The sequence below is a fragment of the Mesorhizobium sp. M1066 genome (genome assembly GCF_040318635.1).
Lineage (GTDB): Bacteria > Pseudomonadota > Alphaproteobacteria > Rhizobiales > Rhizobiaceae > Mesorhizobium.
In genome coordinates this window covers 1-24,891 of record NZ_JAMYMR010000031.1, presented here as the reverse complement: position 1 = coordinate 24,891, position 24,891 = coordinate 1, and the positions used below count along the sequence as shown (strand labels likewise).

Below are 24,891 nucleotides of genomic sequence, written 5' to 3'. Positions count from 1 at the left end.
CCGGCTCGCGACCGCGAAATCAGGCATTGCCGTATTTTGTCCACATGGCGGCGACAAGGGTTTTCGATTACGGGTTGGGACCGGCTCGAAAGCTTGCGCGAAAGGCGGCTTCGTTTAGGAAATTCCCGAACCAAGGACTGGAGCGGGTATGATTCGTCTCATTGGCTATTTTTTCGGCATCGGCACGACGCTGGCCCTTCTGGTCGCGGCGGGCGTTGCCATCTATATCGGCCATTTGTCGAAGGATCTGCCCGATTACGAGGTGCTGGCCAAATACGAGCCGCCGGTGACCACCCGCATCCACGCGTCTGACGGCGCGCTGATGGCCGAATATGCGCGCGAACGGCGCCTGTATTTGCCGATCCAGGCCATACCGGACCGCGTCAAGGCGGCCTTCCTGTCGGCCGAAGACAAGAATTTCTACAACCACCCAGGCATCGATGTGACCGGCCTTGGCCGAGCCATCATCGTCAACCTGCAGAATCTCGGCTCGGGCCGGCGTCAGGTCGGTGCCTCGACGATCACCCAGCAGGTGGCGAAGAACTTCCTGTTGTCCTCGGACCAGACCTACGAGCGCAAGATCAAGGAGATGATCCTCGCCTTCCGCATCGAGCAGGCCTATCCCAAGGATCGCATCCTCGAGCTCTACCTCAACGAAATCTTCTTCGGCTTCGGCGCCTATGGCGTCGCCGGTGCGGCGCTGACCTATTTCGACAAGTCGGTCAACGAACTGTCCGTGGCCGAGGCCGCCTACCTGGCCTCGCTGCCCAAGGGGCCGAACAACTACCACCCTTTCAAGCATGCCGATCGCGCGATCGAGCGCCGCAACTGGGTCATCGACCAGATGGTCGAGAACGGCTACGTCACGCGTGAGGAAGGCAACAAGGCCAAGGCCGAGCCGCTGGGCGTGACGCCGCGCCGTAGCGGCACCTATCTGTTCGCCGGCGAGTACTTCACCGAAGAGGTGCGCCGCCAGATCATCGCCCGCTACGGCGAGAACGCGCTCTACGAAGGCGGTCTCTCCGTCCGCACCACGCTCGATCCGAAGATCCAGCTCATTGCCCGCAAATCGATGCAGAACGGGTTGATGAAATACGACACGCTGCGCGGCTATCGCGGGCCGGTGACATCGATCGACGTGTCGGGCGACTGGGGCGTGCCGCTTGGCGCCGTCAAGGGGCTGGAGGATGTTCCCGAATGGTCGCTCGCCGTCGTGCTCGACAGTTCGGCGACCGGGCTGTCGATCGGCTTGCAGCCGGCACGGCAGGCGTCGGGCGAGATCGTCAAGGAACGCGTCGAAGGCACCATCAGCAAGGAGGACATGGGTTTCGCCATGCGCCATGTGGTTGCCGGCAAGACCGTCAAGGCCAAGTCGCCGGCGGAGGTGCTGAAGCCGGGCGACGTCATCTTCGTGCAGAAAAACGATGGTGCCGATGGCGCCTACAGCCTGCGCCAGGTGCCCGAAGTGGAAGGCGGCCTCATCGCCATGGACCCGCACACCGGCCGTGTGCTGGCCATGGTCGGCGGCTTCTCCTACGCGCAGTCCGAATTCAACCGCGCCACGCAAGCCATGCGCCAGCCGGGCTCCTCGTTCAAGCCGATCGTCTATTCGGCCGCACTCGACAATGGCTATACGCCGGCGTCGGTGATCATGGACGGGCCGATCACGATCCAGAGCGGTAACACGAGCTGGACGCCGAAGAATTACGACGGCACCGTCGCCGGTCCGGCGACCCTGCGCTCCGGCATCGAGAAGTCGCGCAACCTGATGACGGTGCGGCTTGCCAATGACATGGGCATGAAGCTGGTCGTCGAATATGCCGAGCGCTTCGGTGTCTACGACCATCTGGCACCCTATCTGCCGATGGCGCTGGGTTCCGGCGAAACCACCGTGATGCGCATGGTGTCGGCCTATTCAATCATGGCCAATGGCGGCAAGTCGATCAAACCGTCGCTCATCGACCGCATCCAGGACCGCTACGGCAAGACGGTGTTCAAGCAGGACGAACGTGGCTGCCAGGGCTGCAATGCGCCCGAATGGCAGAACCAGCCGGAGCCGGAACTCGTCGACAATTCCGAGCAGGTGCTCGATCCGATGACGGCCTACCAGATCACCTCGATGATGGAAGGTGTCGTGCAACGCGGCACCGGCGCCACCATCAATGAACTCGGCCGTCACATCGCCGGCAAGACCGGAACGACCAACGACGAAAAGGACGCCTGGTTCATCGGTTACACGCCCAACCTCGTCGTCGGCCTCTACATGGGCTACGACACGCCGCGCGGCCTCGGCCATGGCGCCACCGGTGGTGGTCTCGCGGCCCCGATCTTCAAGGACTTCATGCGGGTGGCGCTGGACGGCACGCCCAATGTCGACTTCAAGGTGCCCGAAGGCATGAATCTTGTCGCCATCAACCGCAAGACCGGCATGCGTGCCGCATCGGGTGATCCCGGCACCATCATCGAAGCCTTCAAGCCGGGTACCGGTCCCGCCGACAGCTATTGGGTCATCGGCATGGGCGCCGACGGCTCCAATGCCACGGGGGGCGCGTTGTCGCCGCAGGCCAACCAGGCCATTCAGTCCGGCGGCGGCGGCCTCTACTGATGATTTTCATGAGCGGATGGGCTGGCCTTGGCGCCAGCCCATTTTGCTTTACAGCCGGCGGCGGCCTGCCTATGTATCGCGCCAACCGACTTCAGCAAACAGGACAGAACAGCCAGCCATGCGCGCGGAAACGCAGAATATTGTCGACGAGATCAGGCAGGCGATAACCCTGCTGAGGAGGCATCTTTGACTGGGATCAGGCCATAAAGCGGCTTGAATACCTCAATGTGCGCGCCGAGGACGCCAGCCTCTGGAACGAGCCGCTGGAAGCGCAGAAGCTGATGCGCGAGCGCCAGGGCCTCGAAGAGGGCATCGCCTCCGTGAAAGGTCTGACGCAGGCGCTGGAAGACAATATCGGCCTGATCGAGCTCGGCGAGGAAGAGGGCGACGAGGGCGTGATCGCCGAGGCGGAAGCCGCGATCCGCTCGATGCAAGGCGAAGCGAAGGCCCGCCAGGTCGAGACGTTGCTGTCGGGTGAAGCAGACTCCAACGACACCTATCTCGAAATCCATGCCGGCGCCGGCGGTACCGAAAGCCAGGACTGGGCCTCGATGCTGCTGCGCATGTACACGCGCTGGGCCGAGCGCCGTCGCTTCAAGGTCGAAGTGCTGGAAATGCATGACGGCGAAGAGGCCGGCATCAAGTCCGCAACGTTGATGATCAAAGGCCACAATGCCTATGGCTGGATGAAGACGGAATCGGGCGTTCATCGCCTGGTGCGTATCTCGCCCTATGACAGCAATGCGCGCCGGCATACGTCCTTCGCCAGCGTCTGGGTCTATCCGGTCATCGACGACACAATCGAGATCGACGTCTCCGAATCCGATGTCCGCATCGACACTTATCGCTCGTCAGGCTCGGGCGGCCAGCACGTCAACACCACCGATTCGGCGGTGCGCATCACGCATCTGGCCACCGGCATCGCGGTCGCATGCCAGGCTGAACGTTCGCAGCACAAGAACAAGGCCAAGGCCTGGGAGATGCTGCGCTCGCGCCTTTACGAGGAAGAGCTGAAAAAGCGCGAGGCGGTTGCAAACGCCACCGAAGCGTCGAAAAGCGATATAGGCTGGGGTCACCAGATCCGCTCCTATGTGCTGCAGCCCTACCAGTTGGTGAAGGATCTCCGCACCGGCGTCGAGAGCACCAGCCCGTCGAGCGTGCTCGATGGCGACCTCGACGATTTCATGGAAGCCTCGTTGTCGCAGCGCATCGAGGGCGGCGCGGGCGAAGCCGTAGCAGACCTGGATTAGGATATGTCCATGTTCAGGTGAGGTTAGCTGACCTCAATCTGAACATACCCCTGCGCACCACCGCGACGGAGGAGTGTGTTGCCGAGCAAGCTCACCGGAAAGTGCTTCTGCGGTGCGGTTCACTACGAGGTCACTGACGAATTCATCTATGCCGCGAATTGTCATTGTTCGGACTGCCGGCGCACCACCGGTTCGGCCTTCAAGCCTTTCGCCGGTATCGAGCGTGAAAAGCTTGTCCTCACCGAAGGCGAGGACAAGCTCCTGATCTTCGGCGACGAAAGCGGCCATAACGCGCATTGTGCCGGTGCGGCTCCTTGCTTTATTCGCTCGTGCGCGAGGGGGCCTATGTCCATGTCGCCATGGGAACCCTCGTCGACGACCCATCCATCCGCCCGACCGCGCACATCTTCGTCGGTTCGAAGGCCGGCTGGTTCACCATCACCGATGACCTGCCGCAGTATCAAGAGCACGTGATTGCCGGCTCTGACCAGCAGTAGGCTGGAACCACAGCGGGCCTATTCCGTTTATCCGACGCCCGTTTGCCGGGAATTGACCTTGGCCTCATCTCGTCGGCGGTAGCGGATACCTGACGTCCATAGAACGATGTCGGGAATGCATCGTCTTGCGCCGACCAAGGAATCAGCCCAGCATCCAAGGGCTGGGAGAGAAAAAGCATTTATGGCCGGACGCGGCATATCTGCGACCCGACGATCCGGCCACTGGGAAGATACGTTCCGGGAACGGGCAAGCGAAACGCTTGAGCTCGTTTGAAAGGAACGCGTCATGTCTGCTGCCACACTCAGATCGGCCAATGCCGTTCAACCGGCTGGCCGACTTTTGTTTTCCCTGTTTGCGATTGGCGCGATGGCAATGCTGACGGCACCTGCCTTCGCGCATGACGCCACGCCCACGGCGGCAAAGCCACAGGGCTGGAGTTATCCGTTCGCATGCTGCGCCAACTATGATTGTCGCACGACCCATACAGGCGAAGTGCTGGAGAAACCCGAGGGCTATGTCATCGCCGGAACGGGTGAGATCGTTCCAATGACCGACAAGCGTGTCAAGGACAGCCCGGACGGCGAATTCCATTGGTGCGCGCACCAAGCGGGCCTCGACGCCGGCAAGACAATCTGCCTGTTCGTGCCGCCGCGCTCCTATTGACGACAGGACGGCGGTCGGACGTCCGCGGTCGCGTGTGACCGGGGCCGCAGGCCGGGTTTGCGCGGTTCGGGTACCTGCTGACAGACAGTTGTCAGGAGCACCTCTTTATGGTGCCTTTGCCGCATAGGGTGGCGGGCGACAGGAGGGGTTCGTTGATGACCATCAAGGCAAGCTGTCATTGCAAGGCGACGACATTCGAGGTTTCGCAGGCACCGCAGACGGTGACGCAATGCACTTGTTCTTTCTGCTCGAAGCGCGGCTCGCTCTGGGCCTACTACGTGCCTTCGCAATTCAAGCTCACCAGCCCGATGGAGAACGTCTCTTTCTACCGCTGGGGATCGAAAACCGTAAAGCACGGTTTTTGCGCCACCTGCGGCTGCGGCACCTTTACCGAAACGCCGGACTGGTCGACCGGCGAGCCGGATTTCGACAATCCCAAGATCAGCGTCAACTCGCGGCTGTTCGACGATTTCGATCTCGACAAGGTCGAAGTTGTTGTCATCGACGGCAAGAACCTCTGGTAACCTGATCCAAACGATTGCGGCCCGGCGATGCGGCGCTATCACTGTGTATCGGTCCCTCGGGAAAAGCCGTAGCGGCGCTTTGCCGTTCCGCTTTTCGCCGCAATTCGTGGTACAAGTCGCGGGAAGGGCTGATTTGGCGCCACCGCAAGGCGTGACTTGGAGAGGGACCATCCTATGAAAAAGACTGTGCTCGTCGTCGTGGCGACGGCTGTGCTCGTGAGCGCCTGCACCACCACCGATCCGTATACGGGCGACCAGAAGATTTCCAACACGGCGGCCGGCGCCGGCCTTGGCGCCCTGGCGGGCGCCAGCCTTGGCCTGCTTGCCGGCGGCAATGACCGCCGCAACGCACTGATCGGCGCCGGCATCGGCGCGCTGGCCGGCGGCGCCATCGGCGCCACCATGGACCAGAACGAGGCCGAACTGCGCCGGCAGCTCGAGGGCACCGGTGTCAGCGTCACCCGCAGCGGCGACCAGATCATTCTCAACATGCCGTCCGACATCACCTTCAACTCGGATCAGGATGCGGTGAAGCCCGGCTTCTACCAGGTCCTGAACTCTGTCGCGCTGGTGCTGAAGAAGTTCAAGCAGACCACGGTCGACGTGTTCGGCCACACCGATTCGACCGGTGGCGACCAGCACAATTTCGATCTGTCGCAGCGTCGTGCTTTGGCGGTCGCGAACTATCTGTCCGGTCAGGGCGTGGATCAGCGGCGCTTCGCAGTCACCGGCTTCGGCAAGACACGCCCGGTCGCGTCCAATGCCACGGCCGAAGGCCGCGCCCAGAACCGCCGCGTCGAGATCCAGCTGTCGCCGCTCACCTGATTTGCACGGCAAACCAATGCGAAACGGCTCCCATGAGGGGCCGTTTTTGTTTGCGCGGATATTGGCGTTGTTGGATTAGCTATTGCTAAAATATAGCTTTCCCGCAGCTATGGAAAGGAATAGCATCATCGCTGTTCCTGAGGGGATGAGGCGGTGTCATTGGCCGCGCAATCAGCATTTTTCCGCCTCGGTCTTGCACGGCCAGATCAGAAATCTGGGAGGAATGCATGACAAGAACAGCCAGCCTTGGGCGCTGCGGTGTCCTCGTTTTGACAGGTTTGGTGGGCGCGTGGCTGAACGTTGCTTCGGCTCGGGCCGAGAACGCCAACAAGGCCGACATCGAAGCCTTGAAAAAATCGCTCGCCAAATATGAGGATTACACCGTCGCCGTCCGCGACCTCTATCTGTCGACGGTCGGCTGCGTCTACTACAGCGGAGAAAAGATAGCGGGTGCGATGGACTACCCGAAGGGCGCCATGGGTATCCACTTCGTCAATGTCCCGAGTGTCGGCCAGAAGCTCGACCCGATGCACCCCAATGTGCTGATCTACGAACCGACCAAGAAGGGCTTGCGGCTGGTGGGCGTGGAATGGCTGGTGCCTCTGACGCCGGACATCAAGGAACCCCCGAAGCTGTTTGGCCAGACCTTCATGGGGCCGATGGAGGGGCACTACCCTCTCATCCCGAAGGAGTTCGTCCACTACGACCTGCATGCCTGGCTCGGGGACAATCCGAACGGCATGTTCAGTCCGACGAATCCGAACGTGAAATGCAACAAGGCCGAGTTTCCGATGCTGGAAAAGCCGACCAAGATGATGCCTGGGCCGATGTAACGGGCGAGCCAGGCAGGAAGCTTTGCCGAGAAGGCAAGCCGGATGGCTGGCTTGCCTTCGAAGCGGTCGGGAATCAGACCTTGGCGACGATCCGCATGAAGGCCGGCATGTCATCGCCGAAGCCGACGGTGGAATCGTTGTCTTCCTGGTGTCGTTGGCGGGCAGGGCGGCTGTTGTCGCGCTGCGGCCTCGTGTCGCCGCGTTCCGGTGCGCGCTGTTCATTGCGATCGGATGATTTGCGCTCGGTGTTTTCCGAACGGATCGCTTCCTTGCGCGAGCGCCGTTCGCCGACGTCGGCGGCTGCGGCCACCGGCTGATCCTCGCGGGCTGTTTCCGGTGCCGTGTCTTCGCTGCGCTTGGCGTGGTGTTCGCGCGGTTTGCGCTCGCCGCCCTTTTCCCTGCCGCGATCGTCGTCCTTGCGGCCGGCGCGGCGCGGTGCGCCCTTGCCACGGCGCGGAGCATCGTCCTCGCCGCCTTCGCTGGCAACCACCGTTGACAAGTCGCCGTCATGCCATTCGATCTTGTTGCCGATCAGCCGCTCGATGGCGTCGATGTATTTGGTGTCCGACTTGGTCGCGATGGTGAAGGATTTTCCGGAGCGTCCGGCGCGGCCGGTACGGCCGATACGGTGGACATAGTCCTCGGCGTGGATCGGCACGTCATAGTTGAAGACGTGGCTGACATCGGGGATGTCCAAGCCGCGCGCGGCGACGTCGGAAGCGACGAGGTAGCGCAGCTTGCCGTCGCGGAAATTGGCCAGCATCTGCATGCGCGCGCGCTGGTCCATGTCACCATGCAGCGCACCGGCGTCGAAATCATATTTCAGCAGCGAGCGAAACAGCTCCGCCACTTCAACCTTGCGGTTGCAGAAGATGATGGCGTTCTTCAGCTCCGCGTCTTCGGCCTTGATCAGATTGCGCAGCGTCTCGCGCTTGTCCCACGGCTTGGAGCCGGATTTGACCAGCCGCTGGATGATGTTGGTGGCGGCGGATGCTGCCTTCGAGACCTCGACGCGCACCGGCGCGTGCAGGAATTTCTCGGTCAGCTTGGTGATTTCCGGCGGCATCGTCGCCGAGAAGAACAGCGTCTGCCTGGTGAACGGAATCATTTCGCAGATGCGCTCGATATCGGGGATGAAGCCCATGTCGAGCATGCGGTCCGCTTCGTCGATGACGAGGATCTCGACGCCGTTGAGCAACAGCTTGCCGCGCTCGCGGTGATCGAGCAGGCGGCCGGGCGTCGCGATCAGCACGTCGACGCCGCGCTCCAGCTTCTTGTTCTGTTCGTCGAATGAGACACCGCCGATCAAGAGCGCGATGTTGAGCTTGTGGTTCTTGCCGTAGCGGATGAAATTCTCTTCGACCTGCGCGGCGAGCTCGCGCGTCGGCTCCAGGATCAGCGTGCGCGGCATACGGGCGCGGGCCCTGCCGTTTTCGAGGCGGGTCAGCATCGGCAGCACGAAGGAAGCCGTCTTGCCAGTGCCGGTCTGGGCGATGCCCAGAATATCCTTGCCGAGCAAGGCGTGCGGGATCGCACCAGCCTGGATCGGCGTCGGCTGGGTATAGCCGGCGTCGGTGACTGCGGAAAGGACCTTCGGCGACAGGCCGAGGTCTGCGAAGGTCAACGCTTCTTGAGCGGTCGTGGTGTCTGAGGACAAGTGTTGTCGTCTTTGGCTGGTTCGGGGAAGCGCAACGGCGTCTAATGGCGTCTGTCGCGGCAAGCGCCACGCGCCTGCAAGATTGGTATTGCAATTAGGAGCAAGCCCTCGATTTGTCAACAGAAACGGGCAGCAATGGCACGATTGTGAAGTTGTAACCTTAATCGGGATGCTTAATCGACCTGTCGGTCGCAGCGCCGGCTCAATAGCGGAACTGTTCGGCGAGAATACGCTCGTTCCAGGAATGATTGGGATCGAACAGCAACGTTGCTGTCGCCGTGGGTGATTCTCGCACCGTTACCGAGGTCACGGCCTTGACCTCGGTATGGTCAGCGGCGGCGTTCACCGGCCGCTTTTCCGGCTCGCGGATGTCGAAGCGCACGGTGGCCTTGTTGGAGAGCAGCGCGCCGCGCCATCGGCGCGGGCGAAACGGGCTGACTGGGGTCAGCGCCAGCAGCGGCGCGTCGAGCGGCAGGATCGGTCCGTGCGCCGAAAGATTGTAGGCGGTGGACCCGGCCGGGGTTGCGATCATGACGCCGTCGCAGTTCAGTTCCTCAAGCCGGACCTGTTCGTCGACGGTGATGCGGATCTTGGCCGTCTGGTACGATTGACGCCACAGCGCCACTTCGTTGATCGCCAGTGCCGAAATCGTTTCGCCTTCCGAGGTCACGGCCAGCATCTCCAACGGGCGGATCGTTTCGGCGACAGCGGCTTCGAGACGCTCCGTCAGGCCACCGGAACGATACTCGTTCATCAGGAAGCCGATGGTGCCACGGTTCATGCCGTAGACCTTCTTGCCGGTCCCCATCGTGTCGCGCAGGGTCTGCAGCAGGAAGCCGTCACCCCCAAGGGCAACGACGATCCCGGCCTCCTCGACGGAAGACTGGCCATAGCGCGCCGACAGGCTTTCCAGCGCCGTCTTGGCGTCAGCGGTGTCGGACGAGACGAAGGCGATGCGGCTGGCGGCTTTGCTCATGGCTCCCCGATAACGACCGATTGGCAGCGGCAGGGCCGCGCCAGCGCCGGGGTAGCATGGGCGGGGTACGTCTGCAAAGGGAGCTGTCATCCCGGATGGCAACTCCATGCCGGATGGTGGCGGCCATGCCGGTCGGCGGATGCGGGCTTGCCGTTCGCGTATCATGTCAAAGGCTACGCGAATGTGATGGTTAAGATCGGTCTTAAAGTCTCGTAAAGCCGGATCGGTCATGTTAGCCGGCAGTGGATGGGTGGCGTGGGGGCTAGCCAGTCGAGGCCGACATATTGCCGGTAACACGCCTGATCATCGTCTTTCTGATGCTGGGAAGCTTCGCGCTGCTCTTTGCCGAACTGGTGCGCCAGTCCGAAGAAACGAGCTTCCGGCCGCAGCCCACGGCGTCGCGCTGTGGTGACGCAGCCGGAGCGCCATGTCCGCAAAGGGCGCTGTAGCGCTGTAACCTGATCATCTTCGCGATGACGGGCAGCATCGGCGGCCGCTTCGATGCGCGACATCGCGCGGCGGTTTCTCTCCTTAAAAAGCAGTGGCCGGTCGGTCACCGCGAATTGCGGCCGCGAGCATTTCGGCCTCAACGGCCTGACGCGTCCGGCATCGCGGCTAAACCTCTTTCCTGGCTGCTCACTGAGTCACCACCGCATCGGGCGCATCAATCGGCGAGCCATGGCCGTATCCGCGGAAAGATATTGACTGTATGTTTAGTCATAGTTACTCCTGAGGTCGAGAATTGAGTTGGACAGCCGGCGCCAGCCGGTGAATGGCCACAATGAAGAGGGGAATATCTCGACCGCGATGCGGCTTGCCGTTGCTGGCGCGCCGCATGCCGCGAGTGCGATGTCGACGGCCTTTCTCGTGCCGTCGATCGGCGTTGTCGCGGTCATCTTTTCGTCAGCAGGAAACGGACTTGGGGCCGTAACGCCGCCGGTCCCAACAATGGGAGCATGCAGCATGAACTGGAAACTGACCGCGACGGCCATCGGCCTGTCGCTGCTGACTGTCACGGGCGTGGCCCGTGCCGACGGCGAGCTCAACATCTACAATTGGGGCAACTACACTAGCCCCGACCTGATCAAGAAGTTCGAGGAGACCTACAAGGTCAAGGTCACGGTCACCGATTATGACTCCAACGATACCGCCTTGGCCAAGGTCCGGCAGGGCGGCTCAGGCTATGACATCGTCGTGCCCTCGGCGAGCGTCGTGCCGGTCTGGATCAGCGAAGGTCTGCTCTTGGAGACCGATCCCAACAAGATGGAAAACTTCAAGAACGTCGATCCCAGGTGGGTCGATGTTCCATTCGATCCAGGCCGCAAATATACCGTTCCATGGCAGTGGGGCACGACCGGCATTTCGGTGAACAAGTCGGTTTATGCCGGCGACCCGAACACATCGGCGATCTTCCTCGACCCACCCCCCGAACTCGTCGGCAAGATCAATGTCGTACCCGAAATGGGTGACATCATGTTCCTCGCCATTGCTTACGAGGGTGGCAAATATTGCAGCAGCGACATGCAGATGCTGAAAAAGGTGCATGACAAGCTGGTGGAGGCGAAGGCGAAATGGCTTTCGCTCGACTATGCGGCTGTCGATGGTCTGGGCAGGGGCGACATCGCCGCGGGCGTCAACTGGAACGGCATATCGCTGCGCGAGCGGCTTGAGAACGACAAGATCGTCTATGGCTATCCCAAGGAAGGCTATCCGATCTGGATGGACAATGTCGCTGTCCTCAAGGACGCCAAGAATGTCGACAACGCCAAGCTGTTCCAGAACTTCATCATGGATCCGCAGAATGCGGCGCTGATCTCAGCCTTTGCGCGTTATTCGAACGGCATCAAGGGCTCGGAAGCCTTCATGCCCGACGACATGAAGACCGCGCCGGAAGTGAACATCCCCGCTGAGTTCGCCACCAAGGGCCAGTTCATGCAGGCCTGCCCGCCGGATGTGCAGGCGCTCTACACGAAGATCTGGACCGACCTGCAGAAATGACCTGACCCGCGTTCTCCGCGCCGCTGCACGCGGCGCGGTCATCTCCCGTCCATGCCAAACGCGATGCGCAGATCGCAGGAGACTTCCCATGACCGATCTCGACCTTTGCTACATGCCGGCCGGCGAGGCGCTGCGGCTGTTCAAGGCGAAGAAGCTTTCGCCTGTCGAACTGATGCAGGCCACCATCCGCCGCGCAGAGGTAACCAAGGCGACGATCAATTGCTTCACCTTCACGCATTTCGACGAGGCGATGGACCTGGCTGGGAAGGCCGAGGCGAAATACGCCAGGGGCGCCCGGACCGGGGCGCTCGAGGGGCTGCCGATCGGCATCAAGGACGAGAGCTACATCAAGGGCAAGCCGACCTCGCACGGCTCGCTGCTGTCCGGGGATGCCATCGGTGGCCATACCTCGACGATGAACGAGCGCATCATCAAGGCCGGAGGCATTGTCCATGCCCGCACAGCGACGCCTGAATTCAGCTGCGCCGGCTACACCTGGTCGAAACGCTGGGGCGTGACGCGCAATCCGTGGAACCCGGATTTCACGCCCGGCGGTTCGTCGGGCGGTGCGGCGGCGACGCTGGCGTCCGGCACGTCGTCGATCGCCACCGGCTCGGACATTGCCGGATCGATCCGCATTCCCGCGTCGGCCTGCGGTCTCGTCGGCTTCAAGCCGCCTTACGGGCGCAATCCGGACGAGCCGCCCTTCAACCTCGATTTTTATTGCCACACTGGACCGCTGGCGCGAAACGTCGGGGATGCGATCCTGCTGCAGAATGTGATGGCTGGACCAAGCCCGCTCGACATCGCCACGCTGCGCCCAAAACTGCGGCTGCCGCTCGACTACAAGCCGATCAAGGGCTGGAAGATTGCGTTCTCGATGGACCTCGGTTCTTTCGAAGTCGACCCGGACGTGCGCAAGAACACGCTTGCCGCCTGCGATGTGTTCCGCTCGCTCGGCGCCACGGTCGAGGAAGTCGATCTGGGCTGGGGCGACGACGTGCTGAAGGCGGGCATGGCCTATCTCGAGCATCTGTTCGGCGCATCGCTGTCGCAGCTGCTCAAGGAGCACGGCAAGGATATGACGAGCTACGCCAGGCAGTTCGCCGAGGACGGGCAAAGGTCGAAGGCGACGGACTTTGTCGGAACCCTGGACGTGGCGGCCAGGATGTACCAGACGCTGGGGCCGTTGCTGGAGACCTATGATGTGCTGGTCTGCCCGACCAACGCGCTTCCCTCCGTGCCGGCGGAGTTCGATCAGACCACGGGTACGGTCGAGATCAACGGCAAGCAGGTGAACCCGTCATTGGGATGGGTGATGACGACGCCGTTCAACATGATGAGCCGTTGTCCGGTTCTGTCCATCCCTTCGGGCCGGGCGGCAAGCGGCGTGCCGACAGGCATCCAGATCGTCGGCCGCACCTATTGCGATGCCGATGTTTTCCGCGCGGCCATGGCCTATGAGACGGCCAAGGGGCAGTGGTACACAAACGCCGAAACGCGTCCGTCGCTATAACAGGGCGCTGCGGCTTTTGCCGCGATGGTGGTTGATCCGCGGTCTCGGTTGTGGCGAGCCGACGCCGGACATCTCGAATAGACGGGTCCGTGGCGGCGCCGGTGATCGCCGCCAGAAGGTCCGAAAGGAACTGGACGAAGATGGCGCAACAAAAGGCTGCGGCGGCAAAACGCAAAGGCGCAATGGCGAAGAATGGAAGTGCGGCAAACGATGCCGCGCCGCCCAAGGACCGTCGGCGTGAACGCGGCGAAGCCAGCGTGCAGCGGATCATCGACGCCACCATCGAGCTCATCGCGGAGGAGGGGCTGGCAAGCGTCACCATGCAGCGCATCGCCGGACATGTCGGCTCGTCCAATGCCTTGGTCGTCTTCCATTTTCGCAGCAAGGAGAACCTGTTCCGGGCCGTCCTGCAGTATCTCAGCGATCGATATGACGAGCTGTGGGTGACGTTGGTGCGGGCGCCCGGCCTGTCGCCGGTTGAGCGGGCCCTGGGCGCGGTCGATTGCGCGCAACGTTTCGCCCGCCAGCACCCGAAATGGGTTTCGGTCTTTGTCGTGTTCTCCAGCGACCGCAAAAGCATGCAGATCTACAACGAGATCGGCCTGCCGAGCGATCTCGCCTACACCGCCGAGGCGCGCGAGCTGCTGATCGAGATTTCGCGCAGCGGCGGTTATACCGGCGTCGACATCGACACCCTGTCGGAGAGCCTGAATTATCTGGTTCATGGCGCGTGGTATTGGGATCATCTCAATCCATCCAGCCGGGATACCAACGTGCTGCGCAAGACCATGCTGCTCCTGCTGCATCAGGCGTTCCCGCGGCATTTCGAACTGATGCGCTAACCGCTTTCAGGGCTGCCGCAGATGGCAGCCGGCCTGCCGCTTCTGTTCCAGATACTCGTCGACAAGCTGGCGGTAGCGCACCTTGCCGAAGCTGGGGAAATGGCCGCCATGCACGACCGAGACATCGAGGTCGCGCAGGCGAAGGAGTGTGGCCATGTAGTCCGATATTTCCGAGTGGTAGACGTCGTCGATCAGCGGGCCGTCATAAATGATGTCGCCGGATAACAGGATGCCCGTCCTGTTTTCGTAGAGCGCGATGCCGCCGGGCGAATGGCCGGGCGTGTGGATCACCTCGAAGGCCCGGTCGCCGAGATCGACGATATCGCCATGGTTGAGCAAACGGCCGGCGGGTGCGGGCAAAATGCCGTAGCGCGCCGTGTCCCAGCCTTGCGGCATGCGATCGAACATCTCGTCGGTCGCATAGGTGCCAGCGGCGGTCCATTCGTTGCGCGGATCGGCGAGGATGTCGGCCTCGGCCGCGTGCACGCAGCGGTCGGGAAATTCGTGGTGGCAGCCGATATGGTCGAAATGCGTGTGGCTGGCGACGCAAATCAGCTTGCGCTCGCTCACCAGCGGCACGTGACGCCGGAGGCTGAAATGGCCGAGGCCGGTGTCGAAGAGAAGGTCGCGGTCGCGACCGCGCACATGCCACATGTTGCAGCGGAAGAACGGTTTTATCCATGGCTCGTGGATCAAGGTCACGCCATCGCTCATGCGGATGGTCTCGTACCAGTCTGGTGCCTCGATGACCGCGAGCGTGCCCATTTCAATCCGTCAGCAGAATGATCTGGTCGGTATCGCACGAAACGGCAACTGTGTCGCCCGGCCGGGCGGTGGCTGTCGCGGGCAGCCTGGCGATGAAGTGAAGCGAGGGGTCTTCGACGGAGACGGCAAGCACGCGCTTGAAGCTGCCCTGGAAGACGACGTCGCTCACCTCGGCCGTGCCGAGCTTTACATTGCCAGCGGCCGCGCCGAGGGCAAGATGTTCCGGCCGTATGGCCAGCGCAACGGCGGAACCCACCGGCAAGGCGCCGGGCAGCGAGATCGGCCCGACGGGCGTGGCGACGGTGCTTGTCCTTTCCTTCGCCTCCGTGACCGTGCCGGGGAGGATCGTGCTTTCGCCCATGAAGGTGGCGGAAAAGCGCGTCGCCGGCCGTGCATAGACGCGCTCGGGCGGACCTTCGTCCTCGATGCGCCCGTCATTCATCACCACGCAATGGTCGGCCAGCGCCATCGCTTCTTCCTGGTCGTGGGTGACGTGGATGAAGGCGGTGCCGACGCGCTTCTGGATTGCTTTCAACTCGTCCTGCATCTGCCGGCGTAATTTGAGATCGAGCGCGCCGAGCGGCTCGTCGAGCAGAAGCACCGCCGGCTCGATCACCAGCGCCCGCGCCAGAGCCACGCGCTGCCGCTGGCCGCCGGAGAGCTGATGCGGCTTCTTGTCGAAGGCGGCGGCCAATCCGACCAGCGCCAGCGCCTCGCGCGCCTTTGCCGCCCGCGTCGTGCCGTCGACACCCTGCATGCGCAGGCCGAAGCCGACATTGCTGCCGACACTCATATGCGGAAACAGCGCATAGTCCTGGAACACCGTCGTCGTCGGGCGCTTGGCCGGCGGTACCGAAGTGCAGTCCTCGCCACGGATGAACACCTTGCCTTCGCTGGGGGTGACGAAGCCGCCCAGGATGGACAGCAGCGTCGTCTTGCCGGAGCCTGAGGGCCCAAGCAGGATCGTGTAGCTGCCGGGCTCGATCTGCAGCGAAACGTCCTTCAGCACCGTATGCTGGCCGAAGCGATGCGAGACGGAGCGAATATCGACCAAAGGCGCAGTCATGCCTTTCTCCTGCGCAGCAATGTCAATTCGAACAGCACGACCAGCACGATGGAAACGGCGAAAACCAGCGAGCCGACGGCGTTGGTCTTCGGGTTGAGGCCGGAACGCAAGAGGTTCCAGATTTCGACCGGCAGCGTGGTGTCGAAGCGGGTGAGCAGGAAGGAGATCACGAACTCGTCCCAGGAGAAGGTCATCGACAGGAAGAAGCTGGCGAAGATGGCAGGCGCCATGACCGGCACGGTGATCAACAGCAGCACCTTCCATTCCGGCGCGCCGAGGTCGCGCGCGGCGCGTTCGATGTTGATCTGGTGATCGCCCATCTGGCTGTAGATGATGGCGAAGCACAGCGGCAGGTTGATCACGACATGGCCGATGCCAGCGGCAAGCAAGGATTTCGGTACACCGGCCCAGTTGAACAGCACCAGCAGCCCCATGCCGATGATGAGATAGCTGACCGTCAGCGGCAGCGTGATCAGCCCGCGCAACAGGCCGGAGCCCGGCAGGACGAAACGGGCAAAGCCCCAAGCGGAGAGGAAGCCGAGCGTGGCGGCGGCGAGCGACGAGATGGACGCCACCAGCAGCGAATTGACCAGCGCCGAGGTCAGCCTGACGTCGGAGAGCACCGCGTCGTACCAGCGCAGCGACGGGCCGGTGAAGGGCGGGATCGGAAACGACGTCGCCTGCAGCGAAAACAGCACCAGCACCACCACCGGCAGGAAGATGAAGCCGTAGACGGCGATCGCGTAGAGCCAGGAGGCGATGCGGACAATCCTGCGCATCTCAGGCCCGCTCGATCTTCAGCCAGCGGGCACAGGCGAGATAGGCGATCGTGACGACCGCCATCAGGATGATCGACAGCGCCGAGGCCAGCGGGAAATCGCCGCGCCGGCCGATCTGCATCATCACCAGCTGCGGCATCAGCAGCTCGTTGTTGCCGCCCAGGATCTGCGGTGTGATGTAGTCGCCGATGCACAGCACGAAGGTGAGGAAGGCGCCAACCATGATGCCAGGCAAGGTCAGCGGCAGCACGACATGCAGGAAGGTGCGCACCGGCCCGGCGCCGAGATCGGCGGCGGCCTTGCGGTAGCTCGGACTGAGCTGCTTGAGATTGGCGAAGATGGTCAGCGTCAACAACATGACGAAGAAATGCACGAAGCCGGTGACGGTGGCGAAACGGGTGTTGGCGAGCTGCAGCGGCTCGCTGAACAGGCCCGAGCCGGTCAGCGCCCGGTTGACGACGCCATTCTGCGCCAGCACCAGCAGCCACGAGTAGGAGCGCACGACATAGGAGGTCCAGAACGGCAGCACGGCCAGCATCAGTGCCAGCCGCTGCCAGCGCTCCGGGACCTGTTCGGCGAGGATCCAGGCAAAGGGATAGGCGAGCAGCACCGAAATCACCGTGACGATCACGGTCACCTGCAGCGAGTTCACCATCGCCCGCCAGTAGGAGGGGTTGGTGAAGAACTGGCTGTAATTGGACGCCGTGAAGCCGCCGCCCTCATGCGCCGTCAGGCTGGAAAGCCCCATGGCGATGAAGGGCAGCACGAAGAACAGCAGCGTCCAGCCGAGCGCCGGCGTGACCAGCGCCCAGGGCAGGGCATGACCCGCCCGGGGCAGAGTAGAACTCGCCCGGGGCAGAGCACGGCCCGCCCGGGGTAGGGCGTTTCCGTCCTTTGCCGAGGTGCTCATGAGCGGTATCGGCTCATTTGGCCTGCAGCATTTCGGTCCACATATCCTGCATCTTCTTGTCGAGATCGGCGTTCGGCGCCGGATAGGCCTGGGCGCGGGCAAGGAAGCCCGGCTGCTCGTCGAAGCGCAAAACCTTCTTCTGGTCGTCGGTCAGCGCTGCCTTGGTGTTGGCCGGCATGCCCCAGTAGCAGGACGAGGTGGCAAGGCGCGCCTGGCCTTCCGGGCTCATAATGTACTGGATGAACTTCAGCGCCATGTCCTTGTTCTTGGAATCCTTGAACATGGCCAGCGACTGCGACCACAGCACCGCACCCTCCTTGGGGATGGAGAAGTCGAGCGCCGGGTTTTCCTTGGCCAGGCCCGCCGTCACCCATTCGCCGCCGCCGACCAGTATGTCGACCTCGCCGGTCGCCAGCGCCGTCTGACTGGCGGTCACTTCGCCGACCAGTTTGGCATTGGCCTTCATCTTCAAGAGCTCGTCCTTGAGGGCGGGCAGGTCGGCTTCGGTGAGCTCGGCCGTCTTCTTGCCGATGGCGAGTGCGGCCATGCCGATGACCGGCAGATAGTAGTCGTAGATGGCGACCTTGCCCTTGTACTTGTCGCCGGTGAGTGCTGCCATCGACTGCATGTCGGCCGGATCGACCTTGGTCTTGTTGTAGCCGATCGTGTTGTAGCCGAACTTTTCGGTGATGCCGTAGCGTTTGCCGCCGACGACGGTGGAGCCGTCCATCTTCACCTGCGCAAACAGGTCGGCCAGCGGCAGCTTGTCTTCGGGCAATGGCTCGAACAGGCCCTTTTCGACGCCGCGCGGCACGTCGATGCTGTCGATCACCATCACGTCCCAGTCGCCGGGCTGCGACTGTTCGACGATGGCCAGCCCAGCGCCGGTGCCCTCGAATTCCTTGACGTTCACCTTGACGCCATTGGCCTCCTCGAACGGCTGCAGCAAGGCCGGATCGGCATGATCGCACCAGATCAGCGCGTTGAGGTCGGCGGCCTGGGCAGCGCTGCCGGCTCCAAGCAGCAGCGCCGTGGCGGCGCACGCCGCATGCAGATGGCTCTTCAGAACGGAAAGCGGATTCCTGGATGTAGGTTTAGCGGACATCGAGTGTTCTCCCTTGCCTTTGTGGCTTCTTGCAAAAAATTGAACCAATTCTAAAATTGAGTCAATTCTGTTTTTATGGCAAGAGGCTGACATGAGCGGATTGCGGGCAAGGCAAAAGGCAGACCGGCACCGACGCATCATCGAGGCGGCCGCGGAATTGTTTCGCGAGGCCGGCTACGAAGGCGCCAAGATCGAGGCGATCGCCGCCCAGGCCGAGGTCTCGGTCGGCACCATCTACAATTACTATGAAAACAAGGGCGACATCCTCGGCGCCATCGTCTCGCTGGAGGTCAACGAGGTGCTGAATGCCGGTCAGGGCGTCGTCGCCCGGCCGCCGGCCAATGTCGGCGATGCGCTGGACACGCTGATCGGCATCTATATCGAGCACTCGCTGCACTATCTCAGCAAGGAGATGTGGCGGCAGGCGATGGCGATCTCGACGCAACTGCCCGACAGCCCATTCGGCCAGGCCTACACCGCGCTCGACCGGGCGCTGACCGAGCAAATCCGCGCCCTGATTGCACGGCTGCAAGCACTAAGCCTGGTGCGCCAAGACATAGACGGGGCGGCGCTCGGCGAACTGATCTTCAACAATATGAACATGATGTTCATCGAGTTCGTGAAGCGCGAGGCGGCGAGAATACCGGAACTGCGCTCGGCGATACGCCGGCAGAACCGGATACTGGTAGCGGCGATCGGGGTGTGAGGGAGTCAGGAATAGACAGGAGAAATCGTCGGTTCGGCAAGTTGCCATTTCACACGAAGGCTCGCCTCTTGAGTTGAATTTGAAATCTGATACAACTTAGAGGGGCATTAATAGGGGGAGGGGTAAATGGGGGCGTTTTCCATCTGGCATTGGGCGATCGTGCTGCTGTTGATCGGCGTGCCTGTTTTCTTTGCTGTTCGATCAGCCACGAAGCCGTCACAGAATCCTGCGGCTCTTGTAGGCATCGGCGGATGGTTGATGCTGCTGGCGATCGGCCAGGCATTGTCACCGCTGCGCACGCTTGCCGACTTCGCCAATTCGGCCGACGGCTACCAGCAACTCATGACGCTCCCGAATGGCCCTCTGGCGGTGTATGGCGAACTTGCTCTCAATCTGGCATTTCTGGCGCTTCAGCTGGTTGTGCTCGTTTCGATGCTGCGGCGAAGCCACCGCTTTCCGCAATTGTTTCTGCTCCAGTGGCTGGCGATCCCTGTCGTTTTCATCCTGGACACGATCTGGGTTGCGTCAGTTCTGGGCGTTCCGGTGAGCCTGGTGCTCGCAGGCGATGCGCTGGTGGCCCCGATAGTCTCGTTTGTGCTGACAGGGCTCTGGGTCGCCTACGTCTACAAGTCCGTCAGGGTCCGGAACACGTTCACCGGGGTTGGGGCATCCACCCAGGTCGCGAGCGTGTCATAAAAGACAGCAAACTTGGAATATTTGGAGCATCACGGGCTCGGCGAACGGATGTTCAACAACATGAACATGATGTTCATCGAATCCGTGAAGCGCGAGGGGGGAGAACCCGAACTGCGCGCGGTGATCGGCAGGCAGAACCGGATTCTTGTGGGGGTTGGTGTGACCTCGCGCACCACTATGTCGTCGTCGAACCTTGAGCGGCCAGATCCCGAGCCGGCCGACCGCAACCGTCCTCCGTGACGGCTGCGAGCTTTTGGGAGGTCTTTATTGCGGCCTCGTTTATACGTGCTGCCCGCGCTCTCGCCTGAAGATCAGCCAGGCGCGCCACAAGGGCTTGCAACGTCTCGACTTCAGGGCTCATTTTTTATTTGTCCGATTCAGGGGCGATTTGACGAGCTCAACCCGCCGCCATCCCTGCCGGCGGGCGTGTCGGTTCGATGGTTCAGTCGTAGACTTTCACAATCTTGCGTGTGCTCGGGTCCACCAAAACCGTTCGGTTGTCGACCACAGTATAGCGGTATTTGACGTTGGGAACCTCGTGGAGTTCGACCGTGTCTGGCAGAGCCGTGCCGACATTCAACTCCACCCCTGGAAGCTTCACAGAAGCCAAGGGTTGCTTCTTCACGTATTCGCGCACGACGGTGTCCTGTTCCGGTGTGATAACCACATCCTGTGCCGCAACCGCGCCGACGCTGGCCAACAGCAACAGCGCCGCAGCGGCGCTGCTTAGGTGCATCCTCATTGTTTTTCTCCTCTTGTAACCTAGCGGCAGCACGATCGGCTGCGCGCCAGCCACCGAACACGTCGCCAGGCCAAACGTTCCTCATACGGGCTTCTGTCTGAATCCGCGCAAGACCAAAGTCTGATTGGAAAACGCAATGGTCTTACCCGTTGGGAGTAGGCGGAACGGCTTAGGCCTAAAGGTTGTTGTCTCTCAAAATTCGGAGAGAGACAGTGGAAAAAAGTGTCGGCCAGGCGCGATGGTTGCTCGCACCGATTTTCGCAACAGCCATCACCTTCCTGGTGATGGGAATAGTCCTTGGCTGATATGGCGTGGATCGGCGCAGCTACGTCCCTTCCTGCGCTGATAGGACCCGTGAGCCGCTTCGGCGGCTGCGGGTCCTGTATTTCACCATGCGCTGAGCCTGCTCATTCGGCAGCCTAGGCGCCTTCTTGGCTCATGCACCTTGGGAGGTTTATTATGGATCGGCGATCCTTCTTGACTGCAATGTTTGGTGTTGCCGGGGCAGCGGCCCTTGCAAGCGCTGTCCGGCCAACTGACGCAATGGCGGGTGTTCCAGGAGCCGGGCGCGGCATCCTCGATGAACTTGAGACGCCACAAACAGAGGCCTTTGACGAAGATGCACAGGCAGAAGTGCAGCAAGTCTACCATCGGGACTGGCACCACCGTCCCCACCGCCGCCGGCGGGGCTGGAGACGGGTCTGCCGCAGTTACTGGCGGCATGGCCGCCGTCGCGTCCGGTGCTATCGCCGACGTGGTCCTTCGGTCGTCCTTCGATTTTAACTAGTTTTCCGCCTTGGCCCGTTCCGGCTCACGCGCCGAGAACGGGCCGGTTAGATTCCTTTTGGTGAACGATACAATGACATTGCTCCAAAGATCGAATGAGAGTGGCAGCGCAAACCAACCGGGGAATGACAACGATGATCATGCGCCCTGGTTTGTGGAAGCAGTCTCCTTGCCGGAAGAGGAAAACATCGCCGACCTTGTCAGGCGAACAGAGCGCATGGCCATTTTGGTGGTTCTTGGAATGGGCGGCTGGTTGATGTTGGTCCCCGCGATTTACCTTGTACTGACCCACGGGATATGAGCGACGACTGTTTCGGTATCGCGGCACCCCGTCATTTCAGCAGAAGCTAACGCAACATCCGTGCGCGTCCAAAGTTGGATTTCAGGAAGCATCGCATCGCGGCTCCCAGCCCGTTTCGTGTCATCGGCAATTGGGGGGACGGGCTGTTTTGCTGGCGCGGGGCGCAGGTGTCTGGAAGCACTCTATTGTAGTGGTCTACGTCCGGCATGCTTAGGGGGCGCTATAATCCAAATAGCCGAACGTAATCGGCTTCTGGCTTGCCGTAGGTGCCATTTGCGCGGCCCGCAAGGCCGCTACGGTCCCTGATATGCACTTCGCCACGTCGAGAATAGATGAGACCACGTCCTTCCAGCACTTGCAGCCCAACTGTAACCCCTGGCCGTCTTGCTCCAAGCATGACGGCGAGAAACTCATGGGTGACCGCAAGGCGTTCGCCGTGGACCCGATCGTCACACATTAGAACCATCGCGCCAAACGCTGCCCCATAACGGGTCAAAAAGTTTGGCATCTAAATTGCTCTGACAGGTATGGGGTGGGCGAGAGCCCGTCGCTTCGCAAATGGAGCGGCGGGTCTACTCTACCAGCGACTGTCGAATGGCCACGGCAGCAGAATGTACCCGCTTTTCAGCAGAAGCTGACGGAACAACCGTGCGCGCACAAAGTTGGATTGCAGGAAGCACCGCATGCCGGCTTCTGCAGCCCGTTTCGTGTCACCGGCAATGTGGGCGGGACGGGCTGTTTTGCGTTGGTGACTACTTGTGGGTGATCCAATCCAACAAGCCAACATCGATCTGCTCGCACCCGACATATTCGCGGACCAGGCTCTCTGCCAAATCGCGCCATTGACATTCAGGCACGCTCATATCCCTGACCAGGGCTCGAAATGCAGAGCGAAGAATATCAGCATCGAAGGCGGAGACGGAAGCAGGAGTCGGGTCCGGATCTTCCCAACCTCGGGCCATGTCATCGCGGTGACGTTGGCGGAGGCGCTTGAGCAGTTCGCGCGAGGCCTCGATTGCGCGCCGGGAGTGATCCATATCACGGCGAAATGAGGCAGTTCCGGCCAGGGAATGGTGCCGCAACCGAAAGCTGGTTTCTATAGCCGCGCGTGCGACTTCCATATGCGTTTCAACCATCGCGGCCTCCCTTTCCTCGCAAGGATTTATTTACTCTCTTCTCACGCGTGACCCAAGAAGGATTCAACGTACGGTTTGATACGCAAGGGCCCGGCGCAGATGGGCGCGGATCGCGGCGGCGTCTCTAACGAGCATTCGGACGTGAGCAAGCTGTTCAAGCAAGACGTGCATTCGCGCTCGCTCATGATATCCGCTTTACCAAGCTCAACGGGATATTACGGGCGTGAAGCTGTAACTGCCGAGGTCACCCGTTGGAAGTTGATGGGCATGGGGCCTGGGGCGTCACTGGCATGGCTGCGGCGGCGCCGGCCTCGCATGTCACAGCCTATTGGGCCGATATCTGGCGCGTGCTGCGGGGCGAGTGATTGATATCACGCGGCAGGGGCCAATGCCTCATCTATTTGCCGTGCGGCTCCAACCTTTGGCGGTCGGCCTCAGCGGCATGCCAATCTCGGTCAATCGAACCTTCTGCTGCCTTGTGGAAATATTGAGAGCACACGAGCCAGCCTTTAAGCGGTCGAAGCAACAATATGCATGCCCCGATGGTCAGGGGCAGGCTTGTGAGAATGTGTATCCAGAAAGGTGGCTCGAACCGCAACTGAAGCCAAAGAGCAAAGGCAAGGGCCGGGAATGCAACTATCGACATTGAGAAAAATGCAGGCCCATCAGCCGGGTCGGCAAAGGAAAAATCGAGCCCGCAGACATCACAACGTGGAGCAAGCTTCAGGTAACCTGCGAACAGGTGTCCCTGCTGACATCGTGGGCACTGGCCCTTGAAACCGGTCAGGATCGGGTTTGTGGTTTCGTTGTAGTCAGTCATGACCGGCAACGCGGCGGACTCGGCAATAGTTCCGGTCCGCTGTGGATGGGCGCCCTTAGCGCGATGTCGTCCAGGACAGGAGGCGGGAGCTCGACGAGCTGCCAATGCGGGTTGGAAAAAGCGGCAGCGTGCCCGCTGCCGGTCGAGGCACCCAAGCCTCGGCCGGTCCGCCTCTGCCCGGAAGTGGGGGCGGCCCCACTGAAACTCCGATTTTTGCAGGTCAAGGGAACCTGGTTCTGAAAATGAAGTTTGGTTGCTAGCTTGGCTTAGCCCCCCGCCAAGTGGTCTCGAGGCTGGGCCCGTCATTGCTGATCAGTGACGGGCCTCGCGTTGACGCTGCTACGCCAACCCTCTGCCAATGACGCAACCGCGAAGGCCTTGTTTGGGTCCGACTAAAGCCCGATGCCGAGGCGCAAAGGTCTGACCCCTGAAACAACACAGCCTTTTCGACATTGGGAACGTGGCCGTCGATCATCGTCCCTTCATCGCCGGTTCGTTGATTACCCGCCACGGCTCGCTTGGCGTGGCGGGTAATCATTCACGGAGAGCGCATGCAGCTTGGCCAGATCATTGCGAACGCATTTGCAGCGGGGTTGGTCGCCGTCCTGATAGCAGTCGCGTTCCTGATCTTCGGAAAGCCGCTCTGGCCTGAACGAAACGTCCGGATGGTAATCATCCCGCCCGTCCATCGAATGACGACCACCGCCATTCACAATACGAGACCCGACCTGCCAACCAAGTTTGATTTGAACATTGTGCGGCCGAGACCGCTTACCAATGAAGGGACATGAGGGCTGCCCGATGATTTAGAGCGGGATGAATTTAGGTTGGGCATAGCCTGCCTCTGTGAAGTAATTTCGGCATTCGGTTGACGTGACGGTGCCGAGGATTT

The 24,891-nt window shown here is 61.6% G+C and carries 25 protein-coding genes and 2 pseudogenes; 14 read left to right on the top strand and 13 right to left on the bottom strand.

Annotation, left to right across the window (positions count from 1 at the left end; all coding sequences use genetic code 11):
* The first annotated feature begins 148 nt into the window (after positions 1-148).
* The 7 genes and pseudogenes from NKH52_RS27320 (at position 149) to NKH52_RS27290 (ending at position 7,198) form a co-directional block, all read left to right on the top strand.
* On the top strand, positions 149-2,605 hold the full coding sequence (locus tag NKH52_RS27320) for a penicillin-binding protein 1A (protein ID WP_352679400.1): 2,457 nt from the start codon (positions 149-151) through the stop codon (positions 2,603-2,605).
* A gap of 118 nt (positions 2,606-2,723) precedes the next feature.
* Positions 2,724-3,855 (top strand): peptide chain release factor 2 gene (gene prfB, locus NKH52_RS27315; protein WP_127291384.1). Its coding sequence is split into 2 segments (ribosomal slippage): positions 2,724-2,789 and positions 2,791-3,855, totalling 1,131 coding nucleotides; the frame shifts between segments, so codons are not numbered across the junction.
* Between the two features lie 78 nt (positions 3,856-3,933).
* Positions 3,934-4,352 (top strand): annotated as a pseudogene (locus NKH52_RS27310) (GFA family protein).
* A gap of 286 nt (positions 4,353-4,638) precedes the next feature.
* A complete protein-coding gene (locus tag NKH52_RS27305) occupies positions 4,639-5,016 on the top strand; it encodes a hypothetical protein (RefSeq protein WP_023812122.1) in 378 nt (125 codons plus the stop codon).
* Positions 5,017-5,171: 155 nt separating this feature from the next.
* Positions 5,172-5,540 (top strand): GFA family protein, encoded by a 369-nt coding sequence (locus tag NKH52_RS27300; protein ID WP_024503891.1) that lies wholly within the window; start codon positions 5,172-5,174, stop codon positions 5,538-5,540.
* A 174-nt stretch (positions 5,541-5,714) separates the two neighbouring features.
* The gene (locus NKH52_RS27295; RefSeq protein WP_013531371.1) at positions 5,715-6,365 is read left to right on the top strand and encodes a YiaD family glycine zipper/OmpA-like lipoprotein; all 651 of its coding nucleotides are present in this window, start codon (positions 5,715-5,717) and stop codon (positions 6,363-6,365) included.
* A 227-nt stretch (positions 6,366-6,592) separates the two neighbouring features.
* A complete protein-coding gene (locus NKH52_RS27290) occupies positions 6,593-7,198 on the top strand; it encodes a hypothetical protein (RefSeq protein ID WP_352735470.1) in 606 nt (201 codons plus the stop codon).
* A gap of 73 nt (positions 7,199-7,271) precedes the next feature.
* Here NKH52_RS27290 and NKH52_RS27285 read toward each other — a convergent pair whose 3' ends face one another.
* The 4 genes from NKH52_RS27285 to NKH52_RS27270 form a co-directional block, all read right to left on the bottom strand.
* Positions 7,272-8,855: a DEAD/DEAH box helicase gene (locus NKH52_RS27285; RefSeq protein WP_352735469.1), complete on the bottom strand. Its 1,584-nt coding sequence runs from the start codon at positions 8,853-8,855 to the stop codon at positions 7,272-7,274.
* Between the two features lie 202 nt (positions 8,856-9,057).
* Positions 9,058-9,831: an NAD kinase gene (locus NKH52_RS27280; protein ID WP_023812117.1), complete on the bottom strand. Its 774-nt coding sequence runs from the start codon at positions 9,829-9,831 to the stop codon at positions 9,058-9,060.
* A gap of 227 nt (positions 9,832-10,058) precedes the next feature.
* The gene (locus tag NKH52_RS27275) at positions 10,059-10,343 is read right to left on the bottom strand and encodes a hypothetical protein (RefSeq protein ID WP_352735468.1); all 285 of its coding nucleotides are present in this window, start codon (positions 10,341-10,343) and stop codon (positions 10,059-10,061) included.
* Positions 10,344-10,544: 201 nt separating this feature from the next.
* Positions 10,545-10,727 (bottom strand): hypothetical protein, encoded by a 183-nt coding sequence (locus NKH52_RS27270; protein ID WP_352735467.1) that lies wholly within the window; start codon positions 10,725-10,727, stop codon positions 10,545-10,547.
* Positions 10,728-10,794: 67 nt separating this feature from the next.
* Here NKH52_RS27270 and NKH52_RS27265 point away from each other — a divergent pair, with 67 nt between their 5' ends.
* The 3 genes from NKH52_RS27265 (at position 10,795) to NKH52_RS27255 (ending at position 14,187) form a co-directional block, all read left to right on the top strand.
* Positions 10,795-11,829 carry an extracellular solute-binding protein gene (locus NKH52_RS27265; RefSeq protein ID WP_352735466.1) on the top strand — a complete coding sequence of 345 codons (1,035 nt, stop codon included), beginning with the start codon at positions 10,795-10,797 and terminating at the stop codon, positions 11,827-11,829.
* 88 nt (positions 11,830-11,917) lie between these two features.
* A complete protein-coding gene (locus tag NKH52_RS27260) occupies positions 11,918-13,345 on the top strand; it encodes an amidase (RefSeq protein ID WP_352735465.1) in 1,428 nt (475 codons plus the stop codon).
* A 140-nt stretch (positions 13,346-13,485) separates the two neighbouring features.
* Complete coding sequence (locus NKH52_RS27255; protein ID WP_352735464.1) at positions 13,486-14,187, top strand: TetR/AcrR family transcriptional regulator; 702 nt, start codon at positions 13,486-13,488, stop codon at positions 14,185-14,187.
* A gap of 6 nt (positions 14,188-14,193) precedes the next feature.
* Here the strand turns inward: NKH52_RS27255 and NKH52_RS27250 are convergent, their stop codons facing one another.
* From NKH52_RS27250 to NKH52_RS27230, 5 genes are read right to left on the bottom strand one after another with little or no spacing between them, the layout of a single operon-like run.
* On the bottom strand, positions 14,194-14,952 hold the full coding sequence (locus tag NKH52_RS27250) for an MBL fold metallo-hydrolase (RefSeq protein ID WP_352735463.1): 759 nt from the start codon (positions 14,950-14,952) through the stop codon (positions 14,194-14,196).
* Position 14,953: 1 nt separating this feature from the next.
* Entirely contained in the window at positions 14,954-16,018 is a 1,065-nt protein-coding gene (locus NKH52_RS27245; protein ID WP_352735462.1) for an ABC transporter ATP-binding protein, read from the bottom strand.
* On the bottom strand, positions 16,015-16,797 hold the full coding sequence (locus tag NKH52_RS27240; protein ID WP_352735461.1) for an ABC transporter permease: 783 nt from the start codon (positions 16,795-16,797) through the stop codon (positions 16,015-16,017). The genes NKH52_RS27245 and NKH52_RS27240 overlap by 4 nt, the downstream gene beginning before the upstream one ends.
* Position 16,798: 1 nt before the next feature.
* Positions 16,799-17,707 carry an ABC transporter permease gene (locus tag NKH52_RS27235; protein WP_352735460.1) on the bottom strand — a complete coding sequence of 303 codons (909 nt, stop codon included), beginning with the start codon at positions 17,705-17,707 and terminating at the stop codon, positions 16,799-16,801.
* Between the two features lie 13 nt (positions 17,708-17,720).
* Entirely contained in the window at positions 17,721-18,812 is a 1,092-nt protein-coding gene (locus NKH52_RS27230) for a polyamine ABC transporter substrate-binding protein (RefSeq protein WP_352735459.1), read from the bottom strand.
* Positions 18,813-18,903: 91 nt separating this feature from the next.
* Here NKH52_RS27230 and NKH52_RS27225 point away from each other — a divergent pair, with 91 nt between their 5' ends.
* The 3 genes from NKH52_RS27225 to NKH52_RS27215 all read left to right on the top strand — a co-directional run bounded on the left by NKH52_RS27225 (position 18,904) and on the right by NKH52_RS27215 (position 20,454).
* Positions 18,904-19,518, top strand: coding sequence for a TetR/AcrR family transcriptional regulator (locus tag NKH52_RS27225; protein ID WP_352735458.1), 615 nt, complete (start codon positions 18,904-18,906; stop codon positions 19,516-19,518).
* Between the two features lie 126 nt (positions 19,519-19,644).
* A complete protein-coding gene (locus NKH52_RS27220) occupies positions 19,645-20,214 on the top strand; it encodes a DUF2569 family protein (RefSeq protein ID WP_352735457.1) in 570 nt (189 codons plus the stop codon).
* 12 nt (positions 20,215-20,226) lie between these two features.
* Positions 20,227-20,454: a hypothetical protein gene (locus NKH52_RS27215; RefSeq protein ID WP_352735456.1), complete on the top strand. Its 228-nt coding sequence runs from the start codon at positions 20,227-20,229 to the stop codon at positions 20,452-20,454.
* A gap of 202 nt (positions 20,455-20,656) precedes the next feature.
* Here the strand turns inward: NKH52_RS27215 and NKH52_RS27210 are convergent, their stop codons facing one another.
* A complete protein-coding gene (locus tag NKH52_RS27210; protein ID WP_013531386.1) occupies positions 20,657-20,956 on the bottom strand; it encodes a DUF1236 domain-containing protein in 300 nt (99 codons plus the stop codon).
* Between the two features lie 859 nt (positions 20,957-21,815).
* On the opposite strand from NKH52_RS27210, the gene NKH52_RS27205 reads away from it, so the two are divergent.
* Positions 21,816-22,043, top strand: coding sequence for a hypothetical protein (locus tag NKH52_RS27205; protein ID WP_023812103.1), 228 nt, complete (start codon positions 21,816-21,818; stop codon positions 22,041-22,043).
* 220 nt (positions 22,044-22,263) lie between these two features.
* Here NKH52_RS27205 and NKH52_RS27200 read toward each other — a convergent pair.
* The 3 genes and pseudogenes from NKH52_RS27200 to NKH52_RS27190 all read right to left on the bottom strand — a co-directional run.
* Positions 22,264-22,523, bottom strand: a pseudogene (locus NKH52_RS27200) (helix-turn-helix domain-containing protein); the annotation flags it as partial.
* Positions 22,524-22,795: 272 nt separating this feature from the next.
* On the bottom strand, positions 22,796-23,179 hold the full coding sequence (locus NKH52_RS27195) for a hypothetical protein (protein ID WP_127291343.1): 384 nt from the start codon (positions 23,177-23,179) through the stop codon (positions 22,796-22,798).
* A gap of 397 nt (positions 23,180-23,576) precedes the next feature.
* On the bottom strand, positions 23,577-23,999 hold the full coding sequence (locus NKH52_RS27190) for a DUF983 domain-containing protein (protein ID WP_127291340.1): 423 nt from the start codon (positions 23,997-23,999) through the stop codon (positions 23,577-23,579).
* Positions 24,000-24,891 lie beyond the last annotated feature (892 nt).

Bases quoted from the DNA above. Each gene is read 5' to 3' on its own strand.
- NKH52_RS27320 (WP_352679400.1), top strand. From the start codon at position 149: ATGATTCGTCTCATTGGCTATTTTTTCGGCATCGGCACGACGCTGGCC.
- NKH52_RS27305 (WP_023812122.1), top strand. From the start codon at position 4,639: ATGTCTGCTGCCACACTCAGATCGGCCAATGCCGTTCAACCGGCTGGC.
- NKH52_RS27300 (WP_024503891.1), top strand. From the start codon at position 5,172: ATGACCATCAAGGCAAGCTGTCATTGCAAGGCGACGACATTCGAGGTT.
- NKH52_RS27295 (WP_013531371.1), top strand. From the start codon at position 5,715: ATGAAAAAGACTGTGCTCGTCGTCGTGGCGACGGCTGTGCTCGTGAGC.
- NKH52_RS27290 (WP_352735470.1), top strand. From the start codon at position 6,593: ATGACAAGAACAGCCAGCCTTGGGCGCTGCGGTGTCCTCGTTTTGACA.
- NKH52_RS27280 (WP_023812117.1), bottom strand. From the start codon at position 9,831: ATGAGCAAAGCCGCCAGCCGCATCGCCTTCGTCTCGTCCGACACCGCT.
- NKH52_RS27275 (WP_352735468.1), bottom strand. From the start codon at position 10,343: ATGTCGCGCATCGAAGCGGCCGCCGATGCTGCCCGTCATCGCGAAGAT.
- NKH52_RS27270 (WP_352735467.1), bottom strand. From the start codon at position 10,727: ATGACCGCGACAACGCCGATCGACGGCACGAGAAAGGCCGTCGACATC.
- NKH52_RS27265 (WP_352735466.1), top strand. From the start codon at position 10,795: ATGAACTGGAAACTGACCGCGACGGCCATCGGCCTGTCGCTGCTGACT.
- NKH52_RS27260 (WP_352735465.1), top strand. From the start codon at position 11,918: ATGACCGATCTCGACCTTTGCTACATGCCGGCCGGCGAGGCGCTGCGG.
- NKH52_RS27255 (WP_352735464.1), top strand. From the start codon at position 13,486: ATGGCGCAACAAAAGGCTGCGGCGGCAAAACGCAAAGGCGCAATGGCG.
- NKH52_RS27250 (WP_352735463.1), bottom strand. From the start codon at position 14,952: ATGGGCACGCTCGCGGTCATCGAGGCACCAGACTGGTACGAGACCATC.
- NKH52_RS27245 (WP_352735462.1), bottom strand. From the start codon at position 16,018: ATGACTGCGCCTTTGGTCGATATTCGCTCCGTCTCGCATCGCTTCGGC.
- NKH52_RS27240 (WP_352735461.1), bottom strand. From the start codon at position 16,797: ATGCGCAGGATTGTCCGCATCGCCTCCTGGCTCTACGCGATCGCCGTC.
- NKH52_RS27235 (WP_352735460.1), bottom strand. From the start codon at position 17,707: ATGAGCACCTCGGCAAAGGACGGAAACGCCCTACCCCGGGCGGGCCGT.
- NKH52_RS27230 (WP_352735459.1), bottom strand. From the start codon at position 18,812: ATGTCCGCTAAACCTACATCCAGGAATCCGCTTTCCGTTCTGAAGAGC.
- NKH52_RS27225 (WP_352735458.1), top strand. From the start codon at position 18,904: ATGAGCGGATTGCGGGCAAGGCAAAAGGCAGACCGGCACCGACGCATC.
- NKH52_RS27220 (WP_352735457.1), top strand. From the start codon at position 19,645: ATGGGGGCGTTTTCCATCTGGCATTGGGCGATCGTGCTGCTGTTGATC.
- NKH52_RS27210 (WP_013531386.1), bottom strand. From the start codon at position 20,956: ATGAGGATGCACCTAAGCAGCGCCGCTGCGGCGCTGTTGCTGTTGGCC.
- NKH52_RS27205 (WP_023812103.1), top strand. From the start codon at position 21,816: ATGACATTGCTCCAAAGATCGAATGAGAGTGGCAGCGCAAACCAACCG.
- NKH52_RS27195 (WP_127291343.1), bottom strand. From the start codon at position 23,179: ATGGTTGAAACGCATATGGAAGTCGCACGCGCGGCTATAGAAACCAGC.
- NKH52_RS27190 (WP_127291340.1), bottom strand. From the start codon at position 23,999: ATGACTGACTACAACGAAACCACAAACCCGATCCTGACCGGTTTCAAG.